The following is a 21,827-nucleotide window of genomic DNA, read 5'->3' on the forward strand; positions in this document are numbered from 1 at the left end:
GGTTTTATCAGGCGGCGCCGCCCAGCTCGTCGCCGAGCTCCTTGCCGCGCTGGGCCGCCGCTTTCACGGCCGCGATGATGGCGTCCTTCACGCCGCTCGCTTCCATGCTGGTCAGGGCCGCGTAGGTGGTGCCGCCCTTGGACGTGACGCGCTCACGCAGCAGCGACACCGGCTCGTCGGACTGCGCGGCCAGTTGCGCCGCGCCGGTGAACGTGGCCAGCGCCAGCTGCTTGCCCTGCTCCGCGCTCAGGCCCAGCTCCGCCGCCGCCTGCTGCATCGCTTCGATGAAATAGAACACGTAGGCGGGGCCGCTGCCGGAGACGGCCGTCACCGGGTCGATCTGCGCCTCGTCGTCCAGCCACACGGTCTGGCCCACTGCCTTCAGGATGGCGTCGGCGGCGTCCTTCTGCGCGGCGCTCACGCCGGCCGTGGCCACCATGCCCGTGATACCCTGCCCGATCAGGGCCGGCGTGTTGGGCATGCAGCGCACGATGGCGCCGTAGCCACCCAGCCAGCGCGACAGGTCGGCGGCGCGGATGCCGGCCGCGATCGACAGGACCAGCGGCGGCGTGGTCTGGTCCAGCAACGGCAGCAGCTGGGCCGCCACTTCGCGCATGCTTTGCGGTTTGACGGCCAGCACGATCACGTCGCGCCCCGCCAGCTCGGCGCCGGCGGCGCCGGCCGTGGTCACGCCGAATCTGGCGCGCAGCTGGTCCAGCGCGGCGCCGTTGGGGTCGACCACGTGGATGTTCTGGCCGGCCGTCAGCTTGCCCGCCAGGCCCGCGATCAGGGCCGATGCCATGTTGCCGCCGCCGATAAATGCAATCTTCATGTGTATCTCTCGTCTTAGTGGTAGTTGCGTGATCCGAATATGGCGCTGCCGACGCGCACGATGGTGGCGCCTTCGACGACGGCGGCGCGCAGGTCGGCCGACATGCCCATCGACAGCGTGTCGAGCGCGAGGCCGCCAGCGCGCAGCTGCTCAAGCAGCGCGCGCAGCTGGGCGAACGGCGCCCGTTGTTGTTCGTAATCGGCGGCCGGCTCGGGGATGGCCATCAGGCCGCGCAGGCGCAGGTTCGGCAGCGCCGCCACTTGCGCCGCCAGCGCGGCCACCTCGCCCGGCGCCACGCCGCTCTTGCTCGCTTCGCCGCTGATGTTCACCTGCAGGCAGATGTTGAGCGGCGCCATGCCGGCCGGACGCTGCTCGGACAGGCGCTGGGCGATCTTGAGCCGGTCCACCGTGTGCACCCAGTCGAAATGTTCGGCGATGGGCCGGGTCTTGTTGCTCTGGATGGGGCCGATGAAATGCCATTCCAGCGCCACGCCGGGCGCGCCGCTGGCCACGGCGGCGATCTTGTCGAGCGCTTCCTGCAGGTAGTTCTCGCCGAACGCGCGCTGGCCGGCCCGCACCGCTTCCAGCACTGCCTCCGGGCCGAAGGTCTTGGACACGGCCAGCAACTGGACGGCGTCCGCCGGGCGGCCGCCTTCTTGTACTGCGGAAATAATTGTGCCGGCTATGGCTTGCAAGTTCTGGGCGATTGTGGACATAATCAATGAGGAAACCGTGGTATGCGGACAGTATAAGAGTTCGACTGAACAACGCGGCTGAACAACGCCGCGCCGGTGCGCCGTCCCGACGCGCGCCCGACAACAGGCACAGGGATTATAAATGGACATTTCAGAACTGCTGGCATTCTCCGTCAAGAACAAGGCCTCGGACTTGCACCTGTCGGCCGGCTTGCCGCCCATGATACGGGTGCATGGCGACGTGCGGCGCATCAACCTGCCGCCGCTGGAGCACAAGGACGTGCACGGCATGATCTATGACATCATGAACGATGGCCAGCGCAAGGCCTACGAGGAGATGCTCGAATGCGACTTCTCGTTCGCCATCCCCGGCCTGGCGCGCTTCCGCGTCAACGCCTACAACCAGGAACGGGGCGCATCGGCCGTGCTGCGCACGATCCCGTCCAAGATCATGAGCCTGGAGGAACTGAACTGCCCCAGGATCTTCGCCGAGCTGTCGCTCAAGCCGCGCGGCCTGGTGCTGGTGACGGGCCCCACCGGCTCGGGCAAATCGACCACGCTGGCGGCCATGGTCAACCACGTCAACGAGAACGAGTACGGCCACATCCTGACCATCGAGGACCCGATCGAATTCGTGCACGAATCGAAGAAGTGCCTGATCAACCAGCGCGAGGTCGGGCCGCATACGCTGTCGTTCAACAACGCGCTGCGCTCGGCGCTGCGGGAGGACCCGGACGTGATCCTGGTGGGCGAACTGCGCGACCTGGAAACCATCCGCCTGGCCCTGTCGGCCGCCGAGACGGGCCACCTGGTGTTCGGCACGCTGCACACCTCGTCGGCCGCCAAGACCATCGACCGTATCGTCGACGTGTTCCCGGCCGATGAGAAGGAGATGGTGCGGGCCATGCTGTCCGAATCGCTGCAGGCCGTGATCTCGCAGACGCTGCTGAAAACCAAGGACGGTTCGGGCCGCGTGGCCGCGCACGAGATCATGGTGGCCACGCCGGCCATCCGCAACCTGATCCGCGAGGCCAAGATCGCCCAGATGTATTCGGCCATCCAGACCGGCAGCAACATGGGCATGCAGACGCTGGACCAGACCCTGACGGACCTGGTGCGGCGCAACGTCATCTCGTCGGCCGCCGCCCGTTCGGCCGCCAAGACGCCCGACAACTTCCCCGGCTGACCGGCGCACTCACCCCGCACGTGAAAAGGAGCGGTCACCATGGAACGGGACCAGGCATCAAAATTCATGTTCGACCTGCTGCGCCTCATGCTCAGCAAGAAGGGCTCGGACTTGTTCATCACGGCCGGCTTCCCGCCCGCCATCAAGATCGACGGCAAGATGACGCCCGTCTCGGCCCAGGCCCTGACGGCGGCCCACACGGCCGATCTGGCCCGTTCCATCATGAACGACAAGCAGACCGCCAACTTCGAGCTGACCAAGGAGGCCAACTTCGCCATCAGCCCCGGCGACCTGGGACGGTTCCGCGTCTCGGCCTTCGTGCAAATGAGCTCGGTCGGCATGGTGCTGCGGACCATCACCAGCGAGATCCCCAAGCTGCAGGACCTGGGCTTGCCGGAGGTGCTGAAGGACGTGGTGATGGCCAAACGCGGCCTGGTGATCATGGTGGGCGCCACCGGCTCGGGCAAATCGACCACGCTGGCGGCCATGGTCGGCTACCGCAACGAGAACAGCTACGGCCACATCATCACCATCGAGGACCCGGTCGAATACGTCCACCCGCACAAGAACTGCATCGTCACCCAGCGCGAAGTGGGGGTGGACACGGAGGACTGGGAGGTGGCGCTGAAGAACACCCTGCGCCAGGCGCCCGACGTGATCCAGATCGGCGAGATCCGCGACCGCCAGACCATGGACCATGCGATCGCCTTCGCCGAGACGGGCCACCTGTGCCTGGCCACGCTGCACGCCAACAGCGCCAACCAGGCGCTGGACCGCATCATCAACTTCTTCCCCGAGGAACGCCGCCAGCAATTGCTGATGGACCTTTCGCTGAACCTGAAAGGGATGATCTCCCAGCGCCTGATCCCGCGCAAGGAGAGCAAGGGCCGCGTGGTGGCCATCGAGATCATGCTCAACTCGCCGCTGATCTCGGACCTGATCTTCAAGGGCCAGGTGCACGAGATCAAGGAACTGATGAAGAAGTCGCGCGAACTGGGCATGCAGACCTTCGACCAGTCGCTGTTCGACCTGCACGAGGCCGACCTGATCACCTACGAGGACGCGCTGCGCAACGCCGACTCCGTCAACGACCTGCGGCTGTCCATCAAACTCGAAGGCAAGGCCGCCAAGACGCGCGACCTGTCGGCCGGCACTGAACATTTGGGGATCATCTGATGCACACCATTTTCGACCTGGAAGCGGACACCCTGTCCGGCAAGCCCGTCAGCCTGGGCCAGTACAAGGGCCAGGTGCTGTTGATCGTCAACACGGCCAGCAAGTGCGGCTTCACGCCCCAGTACCAGGGGCTGGAGGCCGTGTACGAGCAATTCAAGGACAAGGGCGCCGTGGTGCTGGGCTTCCCGTGCAACCAGTTCGGCGCCCAGGAACCGGGCTCGGCCGACGAGATCGGCGCCTTCTGCGAGAAGAACTACGGCGTCACCTTCCCCATGTTCGCCAAGGTGGACGTGAACGGCAGCCAGGCCCACCCGCTGTTCAAGCAGCTCAAGAAGGAAGCGCCGGGCGTGCTGGGCACGGAGGGCATCAAGTGGAACTTCACCAAGTTCCTGGTGCGCAAGGACGGCACCGTCTACAAGCGCTACGCGCCGGCCACCAAGCCGGAGGAGCTGATCGCCGACATCGAAAAACTGCTGGCCGAATAGCGATCGGCCCGCCATTGCTTGCAAAGCGCAAGCGACTGGCCGGGCCACGCCGCCTGTCGTGGCAATATCTTTACAAACGGCAAAATAAAATGCTGGTGGATTAACTTTTCGGTAATAATGAGTGTGGATTAATTCGCCGGATGAGATCGACCACCTATGCCGCTGCTGGGGAAACTATTGTCGCGCTGGATGCAGATGGGAACCTACTCCCGCCTGTTCCTGCCGATCTTCGTCATCATCGCCGTGGTCACGGGCGTGCGCTACACGCTGCTCGTCGACAGTGAATCGCAGGCGGCCGCCGCCCGCTACCGGCAACAGGCGCGCGAGCTGGAAAGCTATCTGAGCACGGCCCTGCAACCGGCGCTGGCCACGCGCGACCGCGCCGCGCTCGACGCCACCCTGGCCGGCGCCCTGCTGCTCAACGCCGACGTGGCCGACGTCCATCTCGACTACCCCGGCGGCCATCTGGAGGCGCTGCGCGCCGCGCCCGCGCCGGTGCTGCACCCGGCCTGGTTCGCCGCGCTGGGCACGGTGCAGCCGCTGGCCGTGGAGCGCACCATCGTCCCGCGCGCCACGCTGGCGCTGCGCTTCGCGCCCACCGCGCCGCTGAACGCCGTGTGGCACACGGTGCGCCAGCAAGCCGTGATCTCGGCCATCAACATCACCATCATCTACGCGCTGCTGGGCCTGCTCGTGTGCCTCAACCAGCGCATGCTGCGCCGGCTGGAACTGGCCACCGACCGGTTCCAGAACGGCGACTACGCCGTGCGCATGCCGGTGCGCGGCACGCTGGAGGCGCGCGCGCTGGCGCGCACCTTCAACAACATGGCCGAGAAGGTGGCCGCGCTGGTGCACACGCTGCGGCGCAGCCAGCAGCAACTGCGCGAGGAGAAGGAGCGCATCGAGGTGACGCTGGCCTCGATCGGCGACGCCGTCATCACCACCGACACGGCCGGCCGCATCGCCACCGTCAACGCGGTGGCGCAGGCGCTCACCGGACGCAGCGAGGAGCAGGCGCGCGGCATGGAGCTGCACCAGGTGTTCGTGCTGGCCAATAACTTCGGCCAGCACACGCTGCTCAAGGCCACGGACGCCATCTGCGCCGGCGGCGACGCCGTCAAGATGGCCAACCAGGCCCTGCGCCACCCGTCCGGCGCGCTGTCGAACATCGAATACACGGCCGCCGCCATCCGCTCGGCCAGCGGCGCCGTGCACGGCATGGTGCTGGTGTTCCGCGACGTGAGCGAGCGGCGCCAGCTGATCCAGCAGATGTCGTGGCAAAGCAACCATGACGTGCTGACCGGCCTGCCCAACCGCAGCGCGCTGGCGGCCCGCTTCGAACACGAGCTCGCGCGCGCCCGCGAGGGCCGGTACCGGCTGGCCGTGTGCCTGTTCGACCTCGACCACTTCCAGCACATCAACGACAGCCTGGGCCAGGCCGTCGGCGACGCCCTGCTCACGCAGGTGGCCAGCCGCCTGCACGAACAGGCCGAACAACGGCAGTACGTGGCGCGGCTGGGCGGCGACGAGTTCGTGCTGCTGCTGCCGGAACTGGGCGAGCGGGCCGCCATCGCCCCGCTGCTGCAACGGCTGATGACGGCGCTCGAACGCGACTACCTGTGCGTGGGCGAGGTAGTGAAAATGTCGGCCAGCGTGGGCGTGGCCATCTACACCGGCAGCGAGGCCAGCGCCGACCACCTGCTGCGCCAGGCCGACCAGGCCCTGTACCAGGCCAAGCTCACGGGCCGCAAGCGCGTCCATTTCTTCGACGCCGACCTCGACGAGCAGGTGCGCACCCACCACAACCGCCGCACGGAAGTGCGCGCGGCGCTGCGCGCCGGCCAGCTGCGGCTGCACTACCAGCCCAAGCTGGACATGCGCTCGGGCCGCATCATCGGCATGGAGGCGCTGCTGCGCTGGCAGCACCCGACGCGCGGCATCGTGGGGCCGATGGAATTCCTGCCCATGGTCGAGCACAGCGACATCATCGTCGACATCGGCGAATGGGTGCTGCGCGAGGCGCTGCGCCAGATGCAGGCGTGGCGCGCGCACGCGCCGCACTGGGTGGTGAGCGTCAACATCGCGGCCCGCCATTTCCAGCGCGCCGATTTCGTCGAGCGGCTGGGCGCCATCCTGGCCGAATTCCCGGACGTGCCGCCGGCCATGTTGGAACTGGAGATCCTCGAATCGTCGGCCCTGAGCGACGTGGCCCATGTGCGCGCCATCATGCAGGCCTGCCAGCGCCAGGGCATCAGCTTCGCGCTCGACGATTTCGGCACCGGCTACTCGTCGCTGTCCTACCTCAAGCGGCTGCCGGCCGACACGCTGAAGATCGACCAGAGCTTCGTGCGCGCCATGCTGGTGGAACGCGAAGACTTGCACCTGGTGTGCGCCATCATCAATTTGGCGCGCTCGTTCGGCATGCGCATCATCGCCGAGGGCGTGGAGACGGTCGAACATGGCGCCATGCTGATGCGGCTGGGCTGCGACCTGGCCCAGGGCTACGGCATCGCCCGCCCCATGCCGGCCGACGAGGTGCTGGCCTGGGTGGCCGCGTTCGACAGCGCGCCCGTGTGGCAGGCGGCCGCGCAGCTGCCGCCCATCGTCACGCTGCACGGCGAGCAGGCCGATGGCGGCGCCCAGATCCCGCTGTTCACGGCGGGTTGATCCCCTTTTATGGAGTACGACATGAAGCACATCCTGCTGGCAGCGAGCCTGCTGCTCACCGCCACCGGCGCCCTCGCCGACGAGGCCGCCGCTTGCAGCGCCGCCGCCGGTTCCTACCGCACCGGCGTGGTGGTGCGCGGCCCCGCGTTTGCCCACGGCCAGTACCGCAAAGGCGTGGAGCTGTCGCACACGCACCTGACCATGAAGGCGGACCAGGACGGCCGCATCTACGACGTCGCCATCGACAACGTGTTCGTGCCCGGCTTCGACCGCAACCACGCCGGCATCCCGGCGCCGCTGACCGCCATCCAGGTCAACGACCGGATCGGCGTGTGCGGCCAGCTGTACACCAAGGGCGTGGGGATCCACTGGGTGCACACCAATTGCGGCAAGCGCCCCACCCCGGCCCATCCTGACGGCTGGCTCAAGGAGCTCAAGCCGGACGGCACGCCCGGCCCCAGCGTGACCGACAACGGCGCCTTCTGCCCGCTGTTCCAGCGCCACTGAGCACAGCCCGCGCGCAACGCCGTGCGCACACCACGGCGAATTTGCTTGCCTAATTTTCATGTGTAAGATATTCTTTACACGTGAAAACGAAAAACGTACAACTCGACGGCGATCAACTGCTGGCCATGCTGGCGGCACTGGCCAACCCGCACCGGCTGCGCATCATCGCGCTGCTGGAATCGGGCGGGCGCAACTACGTCAGCCAGCTGGCGCGGGAGCTGGGCATCAGCCGCCCGCTGCTGCACCTGCACCTGCAAAAGCTGGAAGACGCGGGCCTGGTGACGAGCCAGTTGGAACTGTCCCCGGACGGCAAGGCACTCAAATTTTTTGAAGCGGCGCCGTTCGACGTCGAACTGACCCCGGCCGCCATCGCACAGGCGGCGCAGTCCCTGTCCAATAACACTGAAACGTAGAGGCCATCATGTCCGTAAGTGTGTATCTTTTGACGATCTGCCTGCCGCTCGCCGCCATCGTGCTGGTGTTCGGCATGCGCTCCTATGCCACCATCCAGCAGGCCAAGGCGCACCAGGCCAACGACAACGCCTACCGCCAGCTGGCCGAACAAGCGGCCGCCGCACAAGCGGAAACGGCGCGCCGGCTGGCTTCCATGGATGCGGCGCTGGGCGAACTGAAATCGCGCGTGGCGACGGTGGAAAAAGTGCTGAAGGAAGTCGAGTAAATCCCATCCCCCTGAAATAAGGAGCAAGCGAAATGAAAGAAGTGTCCGTGATCCGGTTGTATCTGCTCAGAGCGCTGTACCTGCTGGTTGTGGTGGGCCTCGGCCTCCTCATCTGGCCCGGTGTGATCCACCATGACAAGCCATGGGAACTGATGCAGGGCGTGGTGGTGTGCATGCTGGCCGCGTTCTCCGCGCTGTGCGTGCTGGGCCTGCGCTATCCATTGCAGATGCTGCCACTGCTGCTGTGGGAACTGACGTGGAAGCTGATCTGGCTGGGCACCGTCGCCTACCCGCTGTGGAAAACGGGCAGCCTGGCCGGGGCCACGCTGGAAAACACCATCCAATGTCTGGTGGTGCTGATCTTCCCCTTCATCATCCCCTGGCGCTACGTGTACGACCACTACCTCGTCAAACAGGCCGAACGCTGGCGTTAAGCGCCCGACATCAGGGCGCGGTCGATCAGTTCTATCCAGTGCTGCACCGGTGTGTCGGTGCCCGATTGCAGGTGCGCCTGGCAGCCCACGTTGGCCGACACGATCACCTGCGCCTCGGTGGCCGCCAGATTGGCCAGTTTGCGGTCGCGCAGCTGCAATGACAATTCCGGCTGCAGCAGCGAATAGGTGCCGGCCGAGCCGCAGCACAGGTGGCTGTCCGCGCACAGGCGCACATCCACGCCCACCGCGCGCAGCACGCCTTCCACCTTGCCCCGTATCTGCTGCCCATGCTGCAGCGTGCACGGCGGATGGTAGGCCACGCGCTCGCTGATCCTGCCGCGCAGCCGGCGTCCCAGCTCCTCCTCGAATTCCGGTATCACCTCGCTCAGGTCGCGCGTCAACGCCGAGATACGTTCCGCCTTGACCGCGTACGCGGCGTCGTGCGCCAGCAGGTGGCCGTATTCCTTGACGGTGGCGCCGCAGCCGGACGCCGTCATCACGATCGCCTCGACGCGCGGCGCACCGTCCGTGCCTTCCACGTAGGGCCACCATGCGTCGATGTTGCGGCGCATGTCATCCAGTCCGCCGTCCTGGTCATTCAAGTGATAGCGCAATGCGCCGCAGCAGCCGGCCCTGGGGGCGCTCAGCAACTGCACGCCGAGCGCATCGAGCACGCGCGCCGTGGCGCTGTTGATGTTGGGCGCCATGCCCGGCTGCGTGCAGCCTTCCAGCACCAGCATCTTGCGCGCATGCGCGCGCGCGGGACGCAGGCCCGCGCTGTGCGCATGCGGGATCTTGTCCTGCAAGGGTTTGGACAGCAAGGGCCGCAACAACTGGCCCGCCTTGAGCGCCGGTGTGAACACCCAGCGGCGCGGCAAAGCCTCCTTGAGCACAGCGCGCTTGAGCCGTTCGGCCAGCGGGCGCTGCACGCGCTGCTCGACCACCTTGCGGCCGATGTCCACCAGCCGGCCGTATTTGACGCCGGACGGGCAGGTCGATTCGCAATTGCGGCAGGTCAGGCAGCGGTCCAGATGGCTCTGGGTCTTGGCCGTGACGGGTGCCCCTTCCAGCACCTGCTTGATCAGGTAGATGCGCCCGCGCGGGCCGTCCAGCTCATCGCCCAGCAACTGGTAGGTGGGACAGGTGGCCGTGCAAAAGCCGCAATGGACGCAGGCGCGCAGGATGGCGTCGGCTTCTTCGCCGTCGCGCGTGTTCTTGATGAAATCGGCGAGATCAGTTTGCATGGTGCTCCGTCAGTACATGCGGCCGGGGTTGAAGATGCCGGCCGGGTCGAAGCTGGCTTTGAGACGCTGGTGGATGGCCGCCACGGCCGGCGCCAGCGGCTGGAACACGCCCGCGCTGCGGTCGCCGTCCCGGAACAGCGTGGCGTGCCCGCCCACGGCGGCCACCGTGCGGCGGATGCCGGCCGCGTCGCCGCCGCTCACCCGCAGCCAGCGCTGCGCCCCGCCCCACTCGATCAGTTGTTCCCCTTTTAGCACCAGCGCGCTGGCGGTCGGCGGCACCGACAGCCGCCACAATTCGCCGCCGTCGAAGAACGCGTGGCGCTGGTCGCGCAGGCTGGCCCAGAAAGCCGCGTCGTCGTCCAGCGGCTGGCCGCCCAGCTTGCGCCGCGCGGCCGCCACGGCCGCCTCGGCGCCCGACAGGCGCAGCGACAGGATGCCGTCGTGCCAGCAACTGGCCGAGACGGGCAGCGGCTGGCCACCCCATTCGTTCAGGCGCCGCAGCGCGTCGATCTCCGACAGTTCGAAGCGCACGCTGGCCTCGCATACGGGCAACGGCAGCACCTTGAGCGACACGTCCATGATCAGGCCCAGCGTGCCGAGCGAGCCGGCCAGCAGGCGCGACACGTCGTAGCCGGCCACGTTCTTCATCACCTGGCCGCCGAAGCACAGCAGCTCGCCGTGCCCGTCCATCAGGGCCGCGCCCAGCACGAAGTCGCGCACGGCGCCGGCGCTGGCGCGGCGCGGGCCGGACAGCCCGGCCGCCACCACGCCGCCGATGGTGGAGGCGGCGCCGTAACGGGGCGGCTCGAAGGCCAGCATCTGGCGCCGTTCGGCCAGCAGCGCTTCGATCTCGGCCAGCGGCGTGCCGCAGCGGGCCGTGATCACCAGTTCCGTCGGTTCGTAGGCCAGCACGCCGCTGTAGGCGCGCGTGTCGAGCGGTTCGCCGGCCGGCGTGTTGCCGTACCAGTCCTTGGTGCCGCCGCCGCGCAGGCGCAGCGGCGCGCCGGCGGCCGTGGCCGCGCGGATCTGTTCTTGGTATTGGGTGATGATGGCGTGCAAAGGAACTCCGTCAGAAACGCGGCAAATTGGGGAATTTCAGCACCCCGCCTGTGACCCGCATCTTGCCCATGTCGGCGCAGCGGTTCAGGGTCGGTATCGCCTTGTCGGGATTGAGCAGCTTGAGCGGATCGAAGGCGCGCTTGACGGCGAAGAACGCTTCCAGCTCCTGCGCCGTGAACTGCTCACACATGGAATTGATCTTCTCGATGCCTACCCCATGCTCGCCCGTGATGGTGCCGCCCACTTCCACGCTCATCGCCAGGATCTCGGCGCCGAACGCCTCGGCCCGCGCGAATTCGTCGGGCTGGTTGGCGTCGAACAGGATCAGCGGGTGCAGGTTGCCGTCGCCCGCGTGGAACACGTTGGCGCAGCGCAGGCCGTATTTGGTTTCCATGCGCGCGATCCCGGCCAGCACCTCGGCCAGCCGTTTGCGGGGAATGGTGCCGTCCATGCAGTAGTAATCGGGCGAGATACGGCCGGCGGCCGGGAACGCGTTCTTGCGACCGGACCAGAAGCGCAGCCGCTCGGCCTCGTTCTGCGACACCGCGATGGCGCTGGCGCCGGCTGCCTGCAGCACGGCCGTCATGCGCGCGATGTCCTCCTCCACCTCCTCCGGCGTGCCGTCGGCCTCGCACAACAGGATGGCGGCGGCCTCGGTGTCGTAGCCGGCCTTGCAGAACGGCTCGACCATGCGGGCCGAGGTCTGGTCCATCATCTCCAGCCCGGCCGGGATGATGCCGGCCGCGATCAGGTCGGCCACGGCGTTGCAGCCGGCGCCCACTTCGCCGAACGAGGCCATGATCACACGCGCCGTGGACGGTTTGGGGATCAGCCGCACCGTCACCTCCGTCACGATGCCCAGCATGCCTTCCGAGCCGATGAACACGGCCAGCAGGTCCAGCCCCGGCGCGTCCAGCGATTCGCCGCCCAGCTCCACCACCTCGCCCTCGATGGCGACCATGCGCACGCGCAGCACGTTATGCACGGTCAGGCCGTATTTGAGGCAGTGCACGCCGCCCGAGTTCTCGGCCACGTTGCCGCCGATGGTGCAGGCGATCTGGGACGAGGGATCGGGCGCGTAGTACAGGTCGTGGCGGGCGGCCGCGTCGGAAATGGCCAGGTTGCGCACGCCGGGCTGCACCACGGCCGTGCGCGAATAGGCGTCCATGCGCACGATCTGGTTCATGCGCGCCGTGGACAGCACCACGCCGTCCGCGATCGGCATGGCGCCGCCGGACAGGCCGGTACCGGCGCCGCGCGGCACGATCGGCACCTTGAGCTGGCGGCACACGTTGACGATGGCGACCACCTGCGCCTCGCTGTCGGGCAGCACCACCACCATCGGCAGCTGGCGGTAGGCCGCCAGGCCGTCGCATTCATAGGGCCGGGTATCCTCGGGCTCGGCCAGCACGCAGCGCGCGGGCAGCACGGCGCGCAGGGCCTCGGCCACTTGCTGGCGACGCGCGAACAGGTTGGCCGGATCGGGGGGAGCGGTTTGCATGATGGCGTAGGGATCGTGTCGACAGGCATAGATTGTAAGCACAAACGGCCTCGCCGTCCCGTCGGGCGATCAATTGATGGCGACCGCTGATGCTAATTCGCCGCGTCGCCGGTGGGGGAAATGCGCTTCGGCGCGCGGAATTGGCGTATCCTCACAGCTTTTCACGGATCAGGAATCATCATGGGCAACCGACTCTCCAAGATCGCCACCCGCACCGGCGACAACGGCACCACCGGCCTGGGCGACGGCACGCGCACCGACAAGGACAGCGCGCGGGTGCATGCCATGGGCGACGTGGATGAACTCAACTCCAACATCGGCCTGCTGCTGTGCGAAGCCATGCCCGACGCCCTGCGCGAGGAACTGGTGACGATCCAGCACGACCTGTTCGACCTGGGCGGGGAGCTGTGCATCCCCGGCTACCAGATGATCACGGAAACCCACGTGGCCCGGCTCGACGACCTGCTGGCCAAATACAACGCCGACCTGCCGGCGCTGACGGAATTCATCCTGCCGGCCGGCTCGCGGGCGGCGGCCGTGGCGCATGTGTGCCGCACCGTGTGCCGCCGCGCGGAACGGGCCATCGTCACGCTGGGCAAGACCGAGACCATCCACGACCACCCGCGCCAGTACGTGAACCGCCTGTCGGACCTGATGTTCGTGCTGTCGCGCGTGCTGAACCGCTTTGCCGGCGGCAGCGACGTGCTGTGGCAGCACGAGCGCAAGCGCGGCTGACACCCCGCTTCGCCCGGTTCCGCCGCGCGCGCCGGAACCGGCCGCCCCTCGCCTGGAGATCGCATGACATCACGCTTCCCCTCGCCATCCGCCATCGCGCGGACCCTGCTGTTGTGCGGCGCCGTGCTGGCCGTGACCACGCGGGCGCACGCCCAAACGCCCACCGCGCCCGCGCCGCCCCAGCAGTTCGCCCGCCTCGGCGACGTGACGCTGGAGAGCGGCGCCGTGATCCGCGACTGCCAGCTCGGCTACCGCACGCTGGGCACCCTCAACGCGGCGCGCGACAACGCCATCCTGGTGCCCACCTGGCACACGGGCACCAGCGCGCAGCTGCTGGAGGTGCTGGGGCCGCAGGGCCTGTTCGATCCGGCGCCCTACTTCGTGATCCTGGTCGACGCGCTGGGCAACGGCGTCTCGTGCTCGCCGTCCAACAGCGCCAGCCAGCATGGCAAGGCCTTCCCCGCCTTCACCATCCGCGACATGGTGGCCAGCCAGCACCGGCTGCTGACGGAAAAACTAGGCCTCCACCACCTGCGGGCCGTGGTCGGTTACTCGATGGGCGGCATGCAGACGCTCCAGTGGACGGTCAGCCATCCGCGCTTCATGGATACCGCGGTCGCCATTGCGGCCACGCCGCGCCTGTCGAGCTACGACCTGCTGTTCTGGCGCACGGCCGAACAGGCCATCGTCACCGACGCCGCCTTCGCCGCCGGCGACTACCAGCGTAACCCGCCGCTGCCGCTGTTCCAGATGGTGTTCGCTCTGAACGCCACCTCGCCCGACTTCCGCCTGCGCAAGACAGCACCGGCTGATTTCGACAAATTCCTGAACGAGACGGTGGCGCCCGACCCGGAAGCACCCGACGCCAACGACAACCTGGCGCAGATCCGCGCCCTGCTGGGCCAGGACATCGGCGCCGGGCCGGGCGGGCCACAAGGGCTGGAACAGGCGGCGGCCCGCGTGCGGGCGCGCGTCCACCTGATCAACGCAAGGCAGGACCAGCTGGTCAACCCACGCGCGGCGCAGGCGCTGGCGTCGCTGCTGCATGCGCGCATGACCTTGCTCGACAGCGACTGCGGCCACTTCGCCATCCAGTGCGACATGGCGTCGATACGCGCGGCTGTCGAAGGGGCGCTCAAGCCGGAACCGGGCAACGTCCCCGAAGCGGCCAGCAAACAGCACGCAGCACCGGTATCAAAGTGACGCCGAAGTGATGGCGGCGCAGTCCGTGCGTGCAGAGCGCGGCGGCGCGATCAGCGCGCGCGGTTCAGGGCGACACGGCCAACGGCGCATCGGCGCCCAGCAGCAGGGCCATGCCCCTGGCCATGCTGAGGCGCGAAGCGGCGGCCGGATGGTCGGCGATCAGCGCGGCCGGTTCCCGGGCCGCCAGCTTGCCGTAGAAGCGCACCATGGCCGCCGGCGGCCAGCCGGCCCGGTAGGCCAGCACCATGCCCAGCTGGTCGGCCTCGCTCTCCTGCATCGTCGACAGGTCGGACAGCCGGATTTGCAGCGACAGGTCGCTGTCGAGCCGCTCCATGAGCACGTCCAGCGGCAGTGGCGGCCGGCGCACCAGCAGGAACGCTTCGGACAAGGTTTCGCGGACATGCTCGGCCACGGCGTGGGCCACCTCATGCGCCAGCAGCGTGGCCAGTTCGCCGTCGTCGAGCGCCAGCTCGCGCACGAAGGCGCTGCCGACGAGGATTTTGCCGCCCGCCATGCAGACGGCGTCGGCGTCGGGATCGCTGGTGGTGTGCAGTTCCCACTGCCACTGGGCCGCTTCCGGCTTGAGCGCGACGGCTTCCCGTATCAGGCCGGCGCTGATGGCGCGCAGCCGCGCCAGCAGCACCCGGTCGTCATCGAGCTTGCCGTCGGCGGCCAGGGCCACCACGCGTTCGATATAGCGGTCTTCGACCTGGCTGTCGACCGCGTCCTCGGAAAAGCGCAGTTCCTGCCAGCGCCCCGAGTCCGGCACCTGCCCCCGTGCCGCGCCGCAGCACAGCCACAGAACCGCCGTCCAAAAGGAAATCCGGTGCATGCCGCCCTCCCCGCGCGGGGCCGCAACCACCAGCCATGCGCCGATATAAACGATTTATACCAATATAGGACCTGCGGGTCCCCGGCGCAAGGTTTTGGGTCAGGTGTGTCGTAACGGCGAAAAAAAAGCGGCGCTTGCGCACCGCTTTCTTGTCATGGTCCGCACGCGGCGGCCGGATCAGCCGTTGTTGACCACCAGGCGCGGCACGTCGGCGCCGAAGCGTTGGCGGATCGAGGCGGCGATGCCGTCCGCGTCCAGCCCCACGCCGGCCAGCAGCTTGGCCGGGTCGCCATGGTCGATGAATTTGTCGGGCAGGCCCAGCATGAGGATAGGTTTGACGATGCCGGCGGCGGCCAGCGCCTCGGCCACGGCGGCGCCCGCGCCACCCATGATGCAACCTTCTTCCACCGTCACCAGGTAGTCGTGGCTGGCCGCCAGTTGCTTGACCAGTTCCACGTCCAGCGGTTTGACGAAGCGCATGTTGGCCACCGTGGCGTCGAGCGAGGCGGCCGCTTTGACGGACGGCGCCACCATGGAGCCGAACGCCAGGATGGCGATCTTCTGCCCCTGGCGCTTGATCTCGCCCTTGCCGATCTCAATGGTCGTCAGCGCCGGGTCGATGGCCGCGCCGATGCCGGCGCCGCGCGGATAGCGGATCGCGGCCGGACCGTTGTACTGGTAGCCGGTGGTGAGCATCTGCCGGCATTCGTTCTCGTCCGACGCGGCCATGATGACCATGTTGGGGATGCAGCGCAGGTAGGCCAGGTCGTAGTTGCCGGCGTGGGTGGCGCCGTCCGCGCCCACCAGGCCGGCGCGGTCGAGCGCGAACGTCACGTCCAGGTTCTGCAGCGCCACGTCGTGGATCAGCTGGTCGTAGGCGCGTTGCAGGAAGGTGGAGTAGATCGCCACCACAGGTTTGAGTCCTTCGCATGCGAGGCCGGCGCCGAAGGTGACGGAGTGCTGCTCGGCGATGCCGACGTCGAAATAACGGTCCGGGAACTGCTGTTCGAAGCGCACCATGCCCGAGCCTTCGCGCATGGCGGGCGTGATGCCGACCAGGCGCTTGTCGGCGGCGGCCATGTCGCACAGCCAGTTGCCGAACACTTCCGTGTAGGTGATCTTGCCCGGCGCCGTGGACGGCTTGATGCCTTCGGCCGGGTTGAACTTGGGCGTGCCGTGGTACAGGATGGGCTCGGCCTCGGCCAGCTTGTAGCCCTGGCCCTTCTTGGTCACCACGTGCAGGAACTGCGGCCCCTTGAGGTGCTTGATGTTCTGCAGCGTGGGGATCAGCGATTCGAGGTCGTGGCCGTCGATCGGGCCGATGTAGTTGAAGCCGAATTCCTCGAACATGGTGGCCGGCACCACCATGCCCTTGGCGTGTTCTTCGAGCCGCTTGGCCAGCTCCAGCACCGGCGCCGGCAGCACCGATTTGCCCACGTTCTTGGCCGCAGCGTAGAACTGGCCCGACATCAGGCGCGCCAGGTAGCGGTTCAGCGCGCCCACCGGCGGCGAGATCGACATGTCGTTGTCGTTCAGGATCACCAGCAGGTTCAGGTCTTCCTGCACGCCGGCGTTGTTGAGCGCCTCGAAGGCCATGCCGGCCGTCATCGAGCCGTCGCCGATGACGGCGATGGCGTGGCGCTGCTCGCCCTTGATCTTGGCCGCCTGCGCCATGCCCAGCGCGGCCGAGATCGAGGTCGACGAGTGGGCCGTGCCGAAGGTGTCGTATTCGCTCTCGTCGCGCTTGGGGAAGCCGGAGATGCCGTCCAGCTGGCGCAGCGTGTGCATGCGCTCGCGCCGGCCGGTCAGGATCTTGTGCGAGTAGGTCTGGTGGCCCACGTCCCACACGATGCGGTCGTGCGGCGTGTTGAACACGTAGTGCAGCGCCACCGTCAGTTCCACCGTGCCCAGGTTGGACGACAGGTGGCCGCCCGTCTTGGAGACGGAATCGAGCAGGTAGTGGCGCAGTTCGTGGGCCAGCGGCGTGAGCTGATGGCGCGCCAGCTTGCGCACATCGGCCGGGGAATCTATGTTTTCGAGCAAATTCATGTTGTTATGCCTTCCGCTGGACGATCAGATCCGCGAGTTCGCGTAAGCGCAGCGCTTGGTCGCCGAACGGCGCGAGCGCGGCGTGCGCGTCGCGCCGCAATTGTTGGGCCAGCGCGCGCGACGGTTCCAGGCCGAGGATGGACACATAGGTCGGCTTGTTGTCGGCCGCGTCCTTGCCGGCCGTCTTGCCCAGCGTGGCCGAATCGGCCGTCGCGTCGAGCACGTCGTCCACCACCTGGAACGCCAGGCCGATGGCGCGCGCGTAGGCGTTCAGGGCCGCCGTCTCGGCCGCGTCCAGCGTCTTGCCGGCCAGCGCGCCCAGCACGACGGAGGCGCGCAGCAAGGCGCCCGTTTTCAGTTGATGCATCTGTTCCAGCTGTTCCAGCGTCAGGCTCAGGCCCACGCTGTCGAGGTCGATGGCCTGGCCGCCGCACATGCCGGCCGAGCCGGAGGCGTGCGCCAGCAGCCGCAGCATCGGCACCAGCCGCTCGCACGGCGCCGCTTCCGACAGCACCAGGAACGCTTGCGACTGCAGCGCGTCGCCCACCAGCAGCGCCGTCGCCTCGTCGTAGGCCACGTGCACGGTGGGCTTGCCACGGCGCAGCGCGTCGTCGTCCATGCACGGCATGTCGTCATGCACGAGCGAATAGGCGTGGATCATTTCCACGGCCGCCGCCGCCCGGCTCAGCAGCGCCTCGTCGGCGCCGAACAGGGCGCCGGCCGCGTACACCAGCAGCGGGCGCACCCGCTTGCCGCCGCCCAGCAGCGCGTAGCGCATGGCCTCGTGCAGCTTGGTGGGCACCACGTCGGCGCCCGGCAGGTAGGCGGCCAGGTCGCGCTCGGAGGCGGCCTGCACGGTCTTCATCCAATCGTCGAACGCGGGCGTCATGCCAGTTCCTCCTGGTTGTCGGCGAACGGCTTGAGCATGTCCCCCTCCAGCAGCTTGACCTGGGATTCCACCTTGTCGAGCTGCTGGGCGCAGTATTTCACCAGCTCCGAACCGCGCTGGTAGGCCGCCACCGACGCTTCCAGCGGCAGCTGGCCGGCCTCCATCTGGGCCACCAGTTGGGCCAGCTCGGCCATCGCTTCCTCGAACGAAGCGGGCGGCACGGCCGTTTGCGCGGCGTCCGCGCTTGATTTCTTAGACATAAATTCGGATCTTTACAGGCAATATGCGCCCGGGTTGTGCAAAAAACATCGCGGCGGGCGCAGTGTAGCCCGATATTTTAGAACAAACCAACTTATCCGGTGGAACAAATGGACCGGCCGCACGGGGCGCCTGGGCCGCCATCGACCGGGAAAACTGGATTTTATCGCAATTGCCCGGCCCCGGCCCCGCGCCAGCGCTGCCGGATCAAGGCCGGGACAGATGGCCACCGTTACCCCCGCAGAGGGGGTGGAAACACGGTATAATCGCCGGTTCTGTCCGAAATACCATTTTCAACAACTTGAATTCAGGTCTTTACGGATTCTGTCTCTCTTTGGTTTGATGCACATATTAAGGGGGGTTTGGATGTCCGATCTGGGTAGCCACGCCAAGCTCGCGCCGACTGAAGCGCAACTTCCGGTTAACGTCTATTTTGACGACGCGCTGTTGCAGCGCGAAATACAACAATTATTCCAGACGGGGCCGCGCTACGTGGGCCACGAACTGATGGTGCCGAACGCCGGCGACTACGCGACCCTCGTTTCCGAAAACGAGGGCCGTATGCTGGTGCGCAACGCCAGCGGCGTGGAGCTGGTGTCCAACGTGTGCCGCCACCGCCAGGCGCTGATGTTCAATGGCCGTGGCAACGCGGACAACATCGTCTGCCCGCTGCACCGCTGGACCTACGACCTCAAGGGCGAGCTGATCGGCGCGCCCCACTTCGAGACCACGCCCTGCCTGAACCTGCCCAAGACCCAGCTGCAAAACTGGAACGGGTTGCTGTTCGAGCAGAACGGCTACAACGTCATGGAGCAGCTCAACGCGCTTTCCGTGACCAAGGATCTCGACTTCTCGGGCTATATGTTCGACCATGTGGAGGTCCAGACCTGCAATTACAACTGGAAGACCTTCATCGAAGTCTACCTCGAGGATTACCACGTCGAGCCGTTCCACCCCGGCCTGGGCGGCTTTGTCAGCTGCGACGACCTGCGCTGGGAATTCGGCCGCGACTACAGCGTGCAGACGGTGGGCGTGAACCGGGGCCTGACCAAGGCCGGTTCCGACATCTACAAGCGCTGGCAGGAGCAGGTGCTCAAGTTCCGCGGCGGCGAGGCGCCGCCCTACGGCGCCATCTGGCTCACGCTGTACCCGAACATCATGGTCGAATGGTATCCGCACGTGCTGATCGTCTCGACCCTGTGGCCGGAAGGCCCGCAGCGCACCAGGAACGTGGTGGAGTTCTACTACCCCGAGGAGATCGTGCTGTTCGAGCGCGAGTTCATCGAGGCCGAACGGGCCGCCTACATGGAAACCGTGGTCGAGGACGACGAGATCGCGCTGCGCATGGACGCCGGCCGCAAGGCCCTGATGGATCGGGGCACGACGGACGCCGGCCCCTACCAGTCGCCGATGGAAGATGGCATGCAGCACTTCCATGAGTGGTATCGCGGCAAGATCACGCTGTAACAACCAAGAAGTCGTTTCAACATGACCGTGGCCAGGCGTGGCGCCGAAGGCAGTGCGCCGGCACGGCAAGGCGCCACAACGACGCCATGGGCTTTTTGAAACGACTTCTCATGCCGCATGGCGGCGGGACCGGAAAGTCGATGCAATCGTTGTGGATGTTGTTTGCCAGTTTCATGTTCGCCGCCATGGGGGTGTGCGTGAAGCTGGCCTCCGATCAGTTCGGCACCTCGGAAATCGTGTTTTACCGGGGCGTGGTGGGCGTCACCACGCTGTACTGCATGATCCGCGTGCAGGGCGGCGACCTGCGCACCGCCATGGCCGGCGCCCACCTGTGGCGCGGCGTGGTGGGCGTGCTGTCGCTGTGGCTGTGGTTCTGGACCATCGCCCGCCTGCCGCTGGCCACGGCCATGACCCTCAACTACATGGCGCCGATCTGGATCGCCGTGTTCCTGTTCGCTGCCGGCTGGTGGCATGCGAAGAACCGCGTGGCCTGGCCGCTGCTGGCGGCCGTCGGCATGAGCTTCGTCGGCGTCACGCTGCTGCTGCAACCGGCCTTCCACGCCAATCAGCTGACGCCGGCGCTGGTGGCGCTGGGCTCGAGCGGGCTGTCGGCCATGGCCTACATGCAGGTGCGCAAGCTGGGCCTGGCCGGCGAGCCCGAATACCGGGTCGTGTTCTATTTCTCCGTGATGAATCTGGTGGCCGGCGCGGCCGGCACCATGCTGTCCGGCGGCCCCGGCCAGTCCGGCTGGCATGCCATCAACACCCTGCACGGCGCCTTGCTGCTGCTGGGCGTGGGCGTGTGCGCCACCAGCGCCCAGATGGCCATGACGCGCGCCTACCGGCTCGGCAGCACGCTGGTGGTGGCCAACCTGCAATACACGGGCATCGTGTTCTCCAGCGTGTGGGGCGTGCTGGTGTTCGGCGACGTGTTCGGCTGGCACAGCTGGACCGGCATCGCCGTGATCCTGGCGTCCGGCAGCGCCGCGACGTTTTACAATACGCGCAGTACCGAACGCGGTAAGGCCATCGCCAACACCGACCCGATCGCAAGCGAAGTTTAAGGAGCAGCCATGCATACGACGTTGATAGACGCGGCCACCCTGGCCGGGCACCTGACCGATCCCGACTGGGTCGTGATCGACTGCCGCCACGATTTGATCGACCTGGAAGCGGGCCGCCTTGCCTACGCGGCCGGCCACATCCAGAACGCCCAGTTCGCCAGCATGGAGGACGATCTGGCCGGCGCCAAGGTCGGCGCTGACGGCAAGTTCCACGGCCGCCACCCCCTGCCCGACCGCGCGGCCCTGATCGAGAAGCTGCGCCAGTGGGGCGTGAACGACCAGTCGCAGGTGGTGGCGTACGACGCGCACGGCGGCATGTACGCGGCCCGTCTGTGGTGGATGCTGCGCTGGATCGGCCACCCGGCCGTGGCCGTGCTCGACGGCGGCCTGGCCGCGTGGCAGGCCCAGGGCCTGCCGCTGGTGACGCCAGTGGCCGCCCGTCCGCGCGGCCACATCATGGAAAAGCCGTCGCTGACGAAAACCGTGACGGCGGGCGAGCTGGTGGCCAACCTGGCCGGCGGCCCGCTCAAGGTGATCGACGCGCGCGCGCCCGACCGTTTCCGTGGCGAGAACGAAGTGCTGGACCCGGTGGGCGGCCACATCCCCGGCGCGCGCAACCGCTTCTTCAAGGACAACCTGCTCAGCGACGGCCGCTTCAAGCACCCCACCCAGCTCACCAAGGAATTCGGCCCGCTGTTCGACACGGTGTCGGACGTCGTCATGCAGTGCGGTTCGGGCGTGACGGCCTGCCACAACCTGCTGGCCCTGGAAGTGGCGGGCCTGAGCGGCGCGGCCCTGTATCCGGGTTCGTGGAGCGAATGGTGCGCCGATCCGGCACGGCCGGTGGCGACGGGCGAGGCGTAAG

At 67.4% G+C, this 21,827-nt stretch carries 22 protein-coding genes; 13 read left to right on the forward strand and 9 right to left on the reverse strand.

What is annotated here, in order from left to right:
• Positions 1-7: 7 nt before the first annotated feature.
• Together proC and AC1RQG_RS09135 are read right to left on the reverse strand one after the other, a co-directional pair.
• Positions 8-832 carry a pyrroline-5-carboxylate reductase gene (proC, locus tag AC1RQG_RS09130; RefSeq protein WP_493130476.1) on the reverse strand — a complete coding sequence of 275 codons (825 nt, stop codon included), beginning with the start codon at positions 830-832 and terminating at the stop codon, positions 8-10.
• Positions 833-846: 14 nt separating this feature from the next.
• Positions 847-1,548 carry a YggS family pyridoxal phosphate-dependent enzyme gene (locus AC1RQG_RS09135; protein WP_493130478.1) on the reverse strand — a complete coding sequence of 234 codons (702 nt, stop codon included), beginning with the start codon at positions 1,546-1,548 and terminating at the stop codon, positions 847-849.
• 121 nt (positions 1,549-1,669) lie between these two features.
• On the opposite strand from AC1RQG_RS09135, the gene AC1RQG_RS09140 reads away from it, so the two are divergent.
• From AC1RQG_RS09140 to AC1RQG_RS09175, 8 genes are all read left to right on the forward strand, one after another.
• Entirely contained in the window at positions 1,670-2,713 is a 1,044-nt protein-coding gene (locus AC1RQG_RS09140; protein ID WP_493130480.1) for a type IV pilus twitching motility protein PilT, read from the forward strand.
• Positions 2,714-2,752: 39 nt separating this feature from the next.
• Positions 2,753-3,889, forward strand: coding sequence for a PilT/PilU family type 4a pilus ATPase (locus tag AC1RQG_RS09145; protein WP_493130482.1), 1,137 nt, complete (start codon positions 2,753-2,755; stop codon positions 3,887-3,889).
• Positions 3,889-4,374 (forward strand): glutathione peroxidase, encoded by a 486-nt coding sequence (locus AC1RQG_RS09150; RefSeq protein ID WP_493130484.1) that lies wholly within the window; start codon positions 3,889-3,891, stop codon positions 4,372-4,374. The genes AC1RQG_RS09145 and AC1RQG_RS09150 overlap by 1 nt, the downstream gene beginning before the upstream one ends.
• A gap of 195 nt (positions 4,375-4,569) precedes the next feature.
• Complete coding sequence (locus tag AC1RQG_RS09155; RefSeq protein WP_493130486.1) at positions 4,570-7,041, forward strand: putative bifunctional diguanylate cyclase/phosphodiesterase; 2,472 nt, start codon at positions 4,570-4,572, stop codon at positions 7,039-7,041.
• A gap of 21 nt (positions 7,042-7,062) precedes the next feature.
• A complete protein-coding gene (locus AC1RQG_RS09160) occupies positions 7,063-7,548 on the forward strand; it encodes a hypothetical protein (protein WP_493130488.1) in 486 nt (161 codons plus the stop codon).
• Positions 7,549-7,628: 80 nt separating this feature from the next.
• Positions 7,629-7,961 (forward strand): ArsR/SmtB family transcription factor, encoded by a 333-nt coding sequence (locus tag AC1RQG_RS09165; RefSeq protein ID WP_493130490.1) that lies wholly within the window; start codon positions 7,629-7,631, stop codon positions 7,959-7,961.
• 8 nt (positions 7,962-7,969) lie between these two features.
• Positions 7,970-8,227, forward strand: a complete 258-nt coding sequence (locus AC1RQG_RS09170; protein ID WP_493130491.1) for a hypothetical protein — start codon at positions 7,970-7,972, stop codon at positions 8,225-8,227.
• 32 nt (positions 8,228-8,259) lie between these two features.
• On the forward strand, positions 8,260-8,661 hold the full coding sequence (locus tag AC1RQG_RS09175) for a hypothetical protein (protein WP_493130493.1): 402 nt from the start codon (positions 8,260-8,262) through the stop codon (positions 8,659-8,661).
• On the opposite strand, the gene glcF is transcribed toward AC1RQG_RS09175, so the two are convergent.
• Genes glcF through AC1RQG_RS09190 form a run of 3 tightly spaced genes read right to left on the reverse strand, consistent with a single transcriptional unit; the run spans position 8,658 to position 12,465 of the window.
• Positions 8,658-9,905 carry a glycolate oxidase subunit GlcF gene (gene glcF / locus AC1RQG_RS09180; RefSeq protein WP_493130494.1) on the reverse strand — a complete coding sequence of 416 codons (1,248 nt, stop codon included), beginning with the start codon at positions 9,903-9,905 and terminating at the stop codon, positions 8,658-8,660. The two genes, AC1RQG_RS09175 and glcF, sit on opposite strands and share 4 nt — an antisense overlap.
• A 9-nt stretch (positions 9,906-9,914) precedes the next feature.
• Positions 9,915-10,964, reverse strand: a complete 1,050-nt coding sequence (gene glcE, locus AC1RQG_RS09185) for a glycolate oxidase subunit GlcE (protein WP_493130496.1) — start codon at positions 10,962-10,964, stop codon at positions 9,915-9,917.
• A gap of 10 nt (positions 10,965-10,974) precedes the next feature.
• Positions 10,975-12,465 (reverse strand): FAD-linked oxidase C-terminal domain-containing protein, encoded by a 1,491-nt coding sequence (locus AC1RQG_RS09190; RefSeq protein ID WP_493130498.1) that lies wholly within the window; start codon positions 12,463-12,465, stop codon positions 10,975-10,977.
• A gap of 180 nt (positions 12,466-12,645) precedes the next feature.
• Between AC1RQG_RS09190 and AC1RQG_RS09195 the strand changes: the two genes are divergently transcribed.
• Entirely contained in the window at positions 12,646-13,200 is a 555-nt protein-coding gene (locus AC1RQG_RS09195) for a cob(I)yrinic acid a,c-diamide adenosyltransferase (protein ID WP_493130500.1), read from the forward strand.
• A 63-nt stretch (positions 13,201-13,263) separates the two neighbouring features.
• On the forward strand, positions 13,264-14,403 hold the full coding sequence (locus AC1RQG_RS09200) for an alpha/beta fold hydrolase (RefSeq protein WP_493130502.1): 1,140 nt from the start codon (positions 13,264-13,266) through the stop codon (positions 14,401-14,403).
• Between the two features lie 64 nt (positions 14,404-14,467).
• On the opposite strand, the gene AC1RQG_RS09205 is transcribed toward AC1RQG_RS09200, so the two are convergent.
• From AC1RQG_RS09205 to AC1RQG_RS09220, 4 genes are all read right to left on the reverse strand, one after another.
• Positions 14,468-15,235 carry a M48 family metalloprotease gene (locus AC1RQG_RS09205; RefSeq protein ID WP_493130504.1) on the reverse strand — a complete coding sequence of 256 codons (768 nt, stop codon included), beginning with the start codon at positions 15,233-15,235 and terminating at the stop codon, positions 14,468-14,470.
• A gap of 177 nt (positions 15,236-15,412) precedes the next feature.
• Entirely contained in the window at positions 15,413-17,284 is a 1,872-nt protein-coding gene (gene dxs, locus AC1RQG_RS09210) for a 1-deoxy-D-xylulose-5-phosphate synthase (protein ID WP_493130506.1), read from the reverse strand.
• 4 nt (positions 17,285-17,288) lie between these two features.
• Positions 17,289-18,173, reverse strand: coding sequence for a polyprenyl synthetase family protein (locus AC1RQG_RS09215; RefSeq protein ID WP_493130508.1), 885 nt, complete (start codon positions 18,171-18,173; stop codon positions 17,289-17,291).
• Positions 18,170-18,433: an exodeoxyribonuclease VII small subunit gene (locus tag AC1RQG_RS09220; protein WP_493130510.1), complete on the reverse strand. Its 264-nt coding sequence runs from the start codon at positions 18,431-18,433 to the stop codon at positions 18,170-18,172. The genes AC1RQG_RS09215 and AC1RQG_RS09220 overlap by 4 nt, the downstream gene beginning before the upstream one ends.
• Positions 18,434-18,797: 364 nt before the next feature.
• Here AC1RQG_RS09220 and AC1RQG_RS09225 point away from each other — a divergent pair, with 364 nt between their 5' ends.
• The 3 genes from AC1RQG_RS09225 (at position 18,798) to AC1RQG_RS09235 (ending at position 21,826) form a co-directional block, all read left to right on the forward strand.
• Entirely contained in the window at positions 18,798-19,898 is a 1,101-nt protein-coding gene (locus AC1RQG_RS09225; RefSeq protein ID WP_493130512.1) for an aromatic ring-hydroxylating oxygenase subunit alpha, read from the forward strand.
• A 140-nt stretch (positions 19,899-20,038) separates the two neighbouring features.
• Positions 20,039-20,962 carry a DMT family transporter gene (locus AC1RQG_RS09230; protein ID WP_493130514.1) on the forward strand — a complete coding sequence of 308 codons (924 nt, stop codon included), beginning with the start codon at positions 20,039-20,041 and terminating at the stop codon, positions 20,960-20,962.
• Positions 20,963-20,971: 9 nt separating this feature from the next.
• Positions 20,972-21,826: a sulfurtransferase gene (locus tag AC1RQG_RS09235; RefSeq protein ID WP_493130516.1), complete on the forward strand. Its 855-nt coding sequence runs from the start codon at positions 20,972-20,974 to the stop codon at positions 21,824-21,826.
• The last annotated feature ends 1 nt before the right edge of the window (position 21,827 follow it).

The organism is Rugamonas sp. GW822-FHT03B10 (assembly GCF_058801745.1).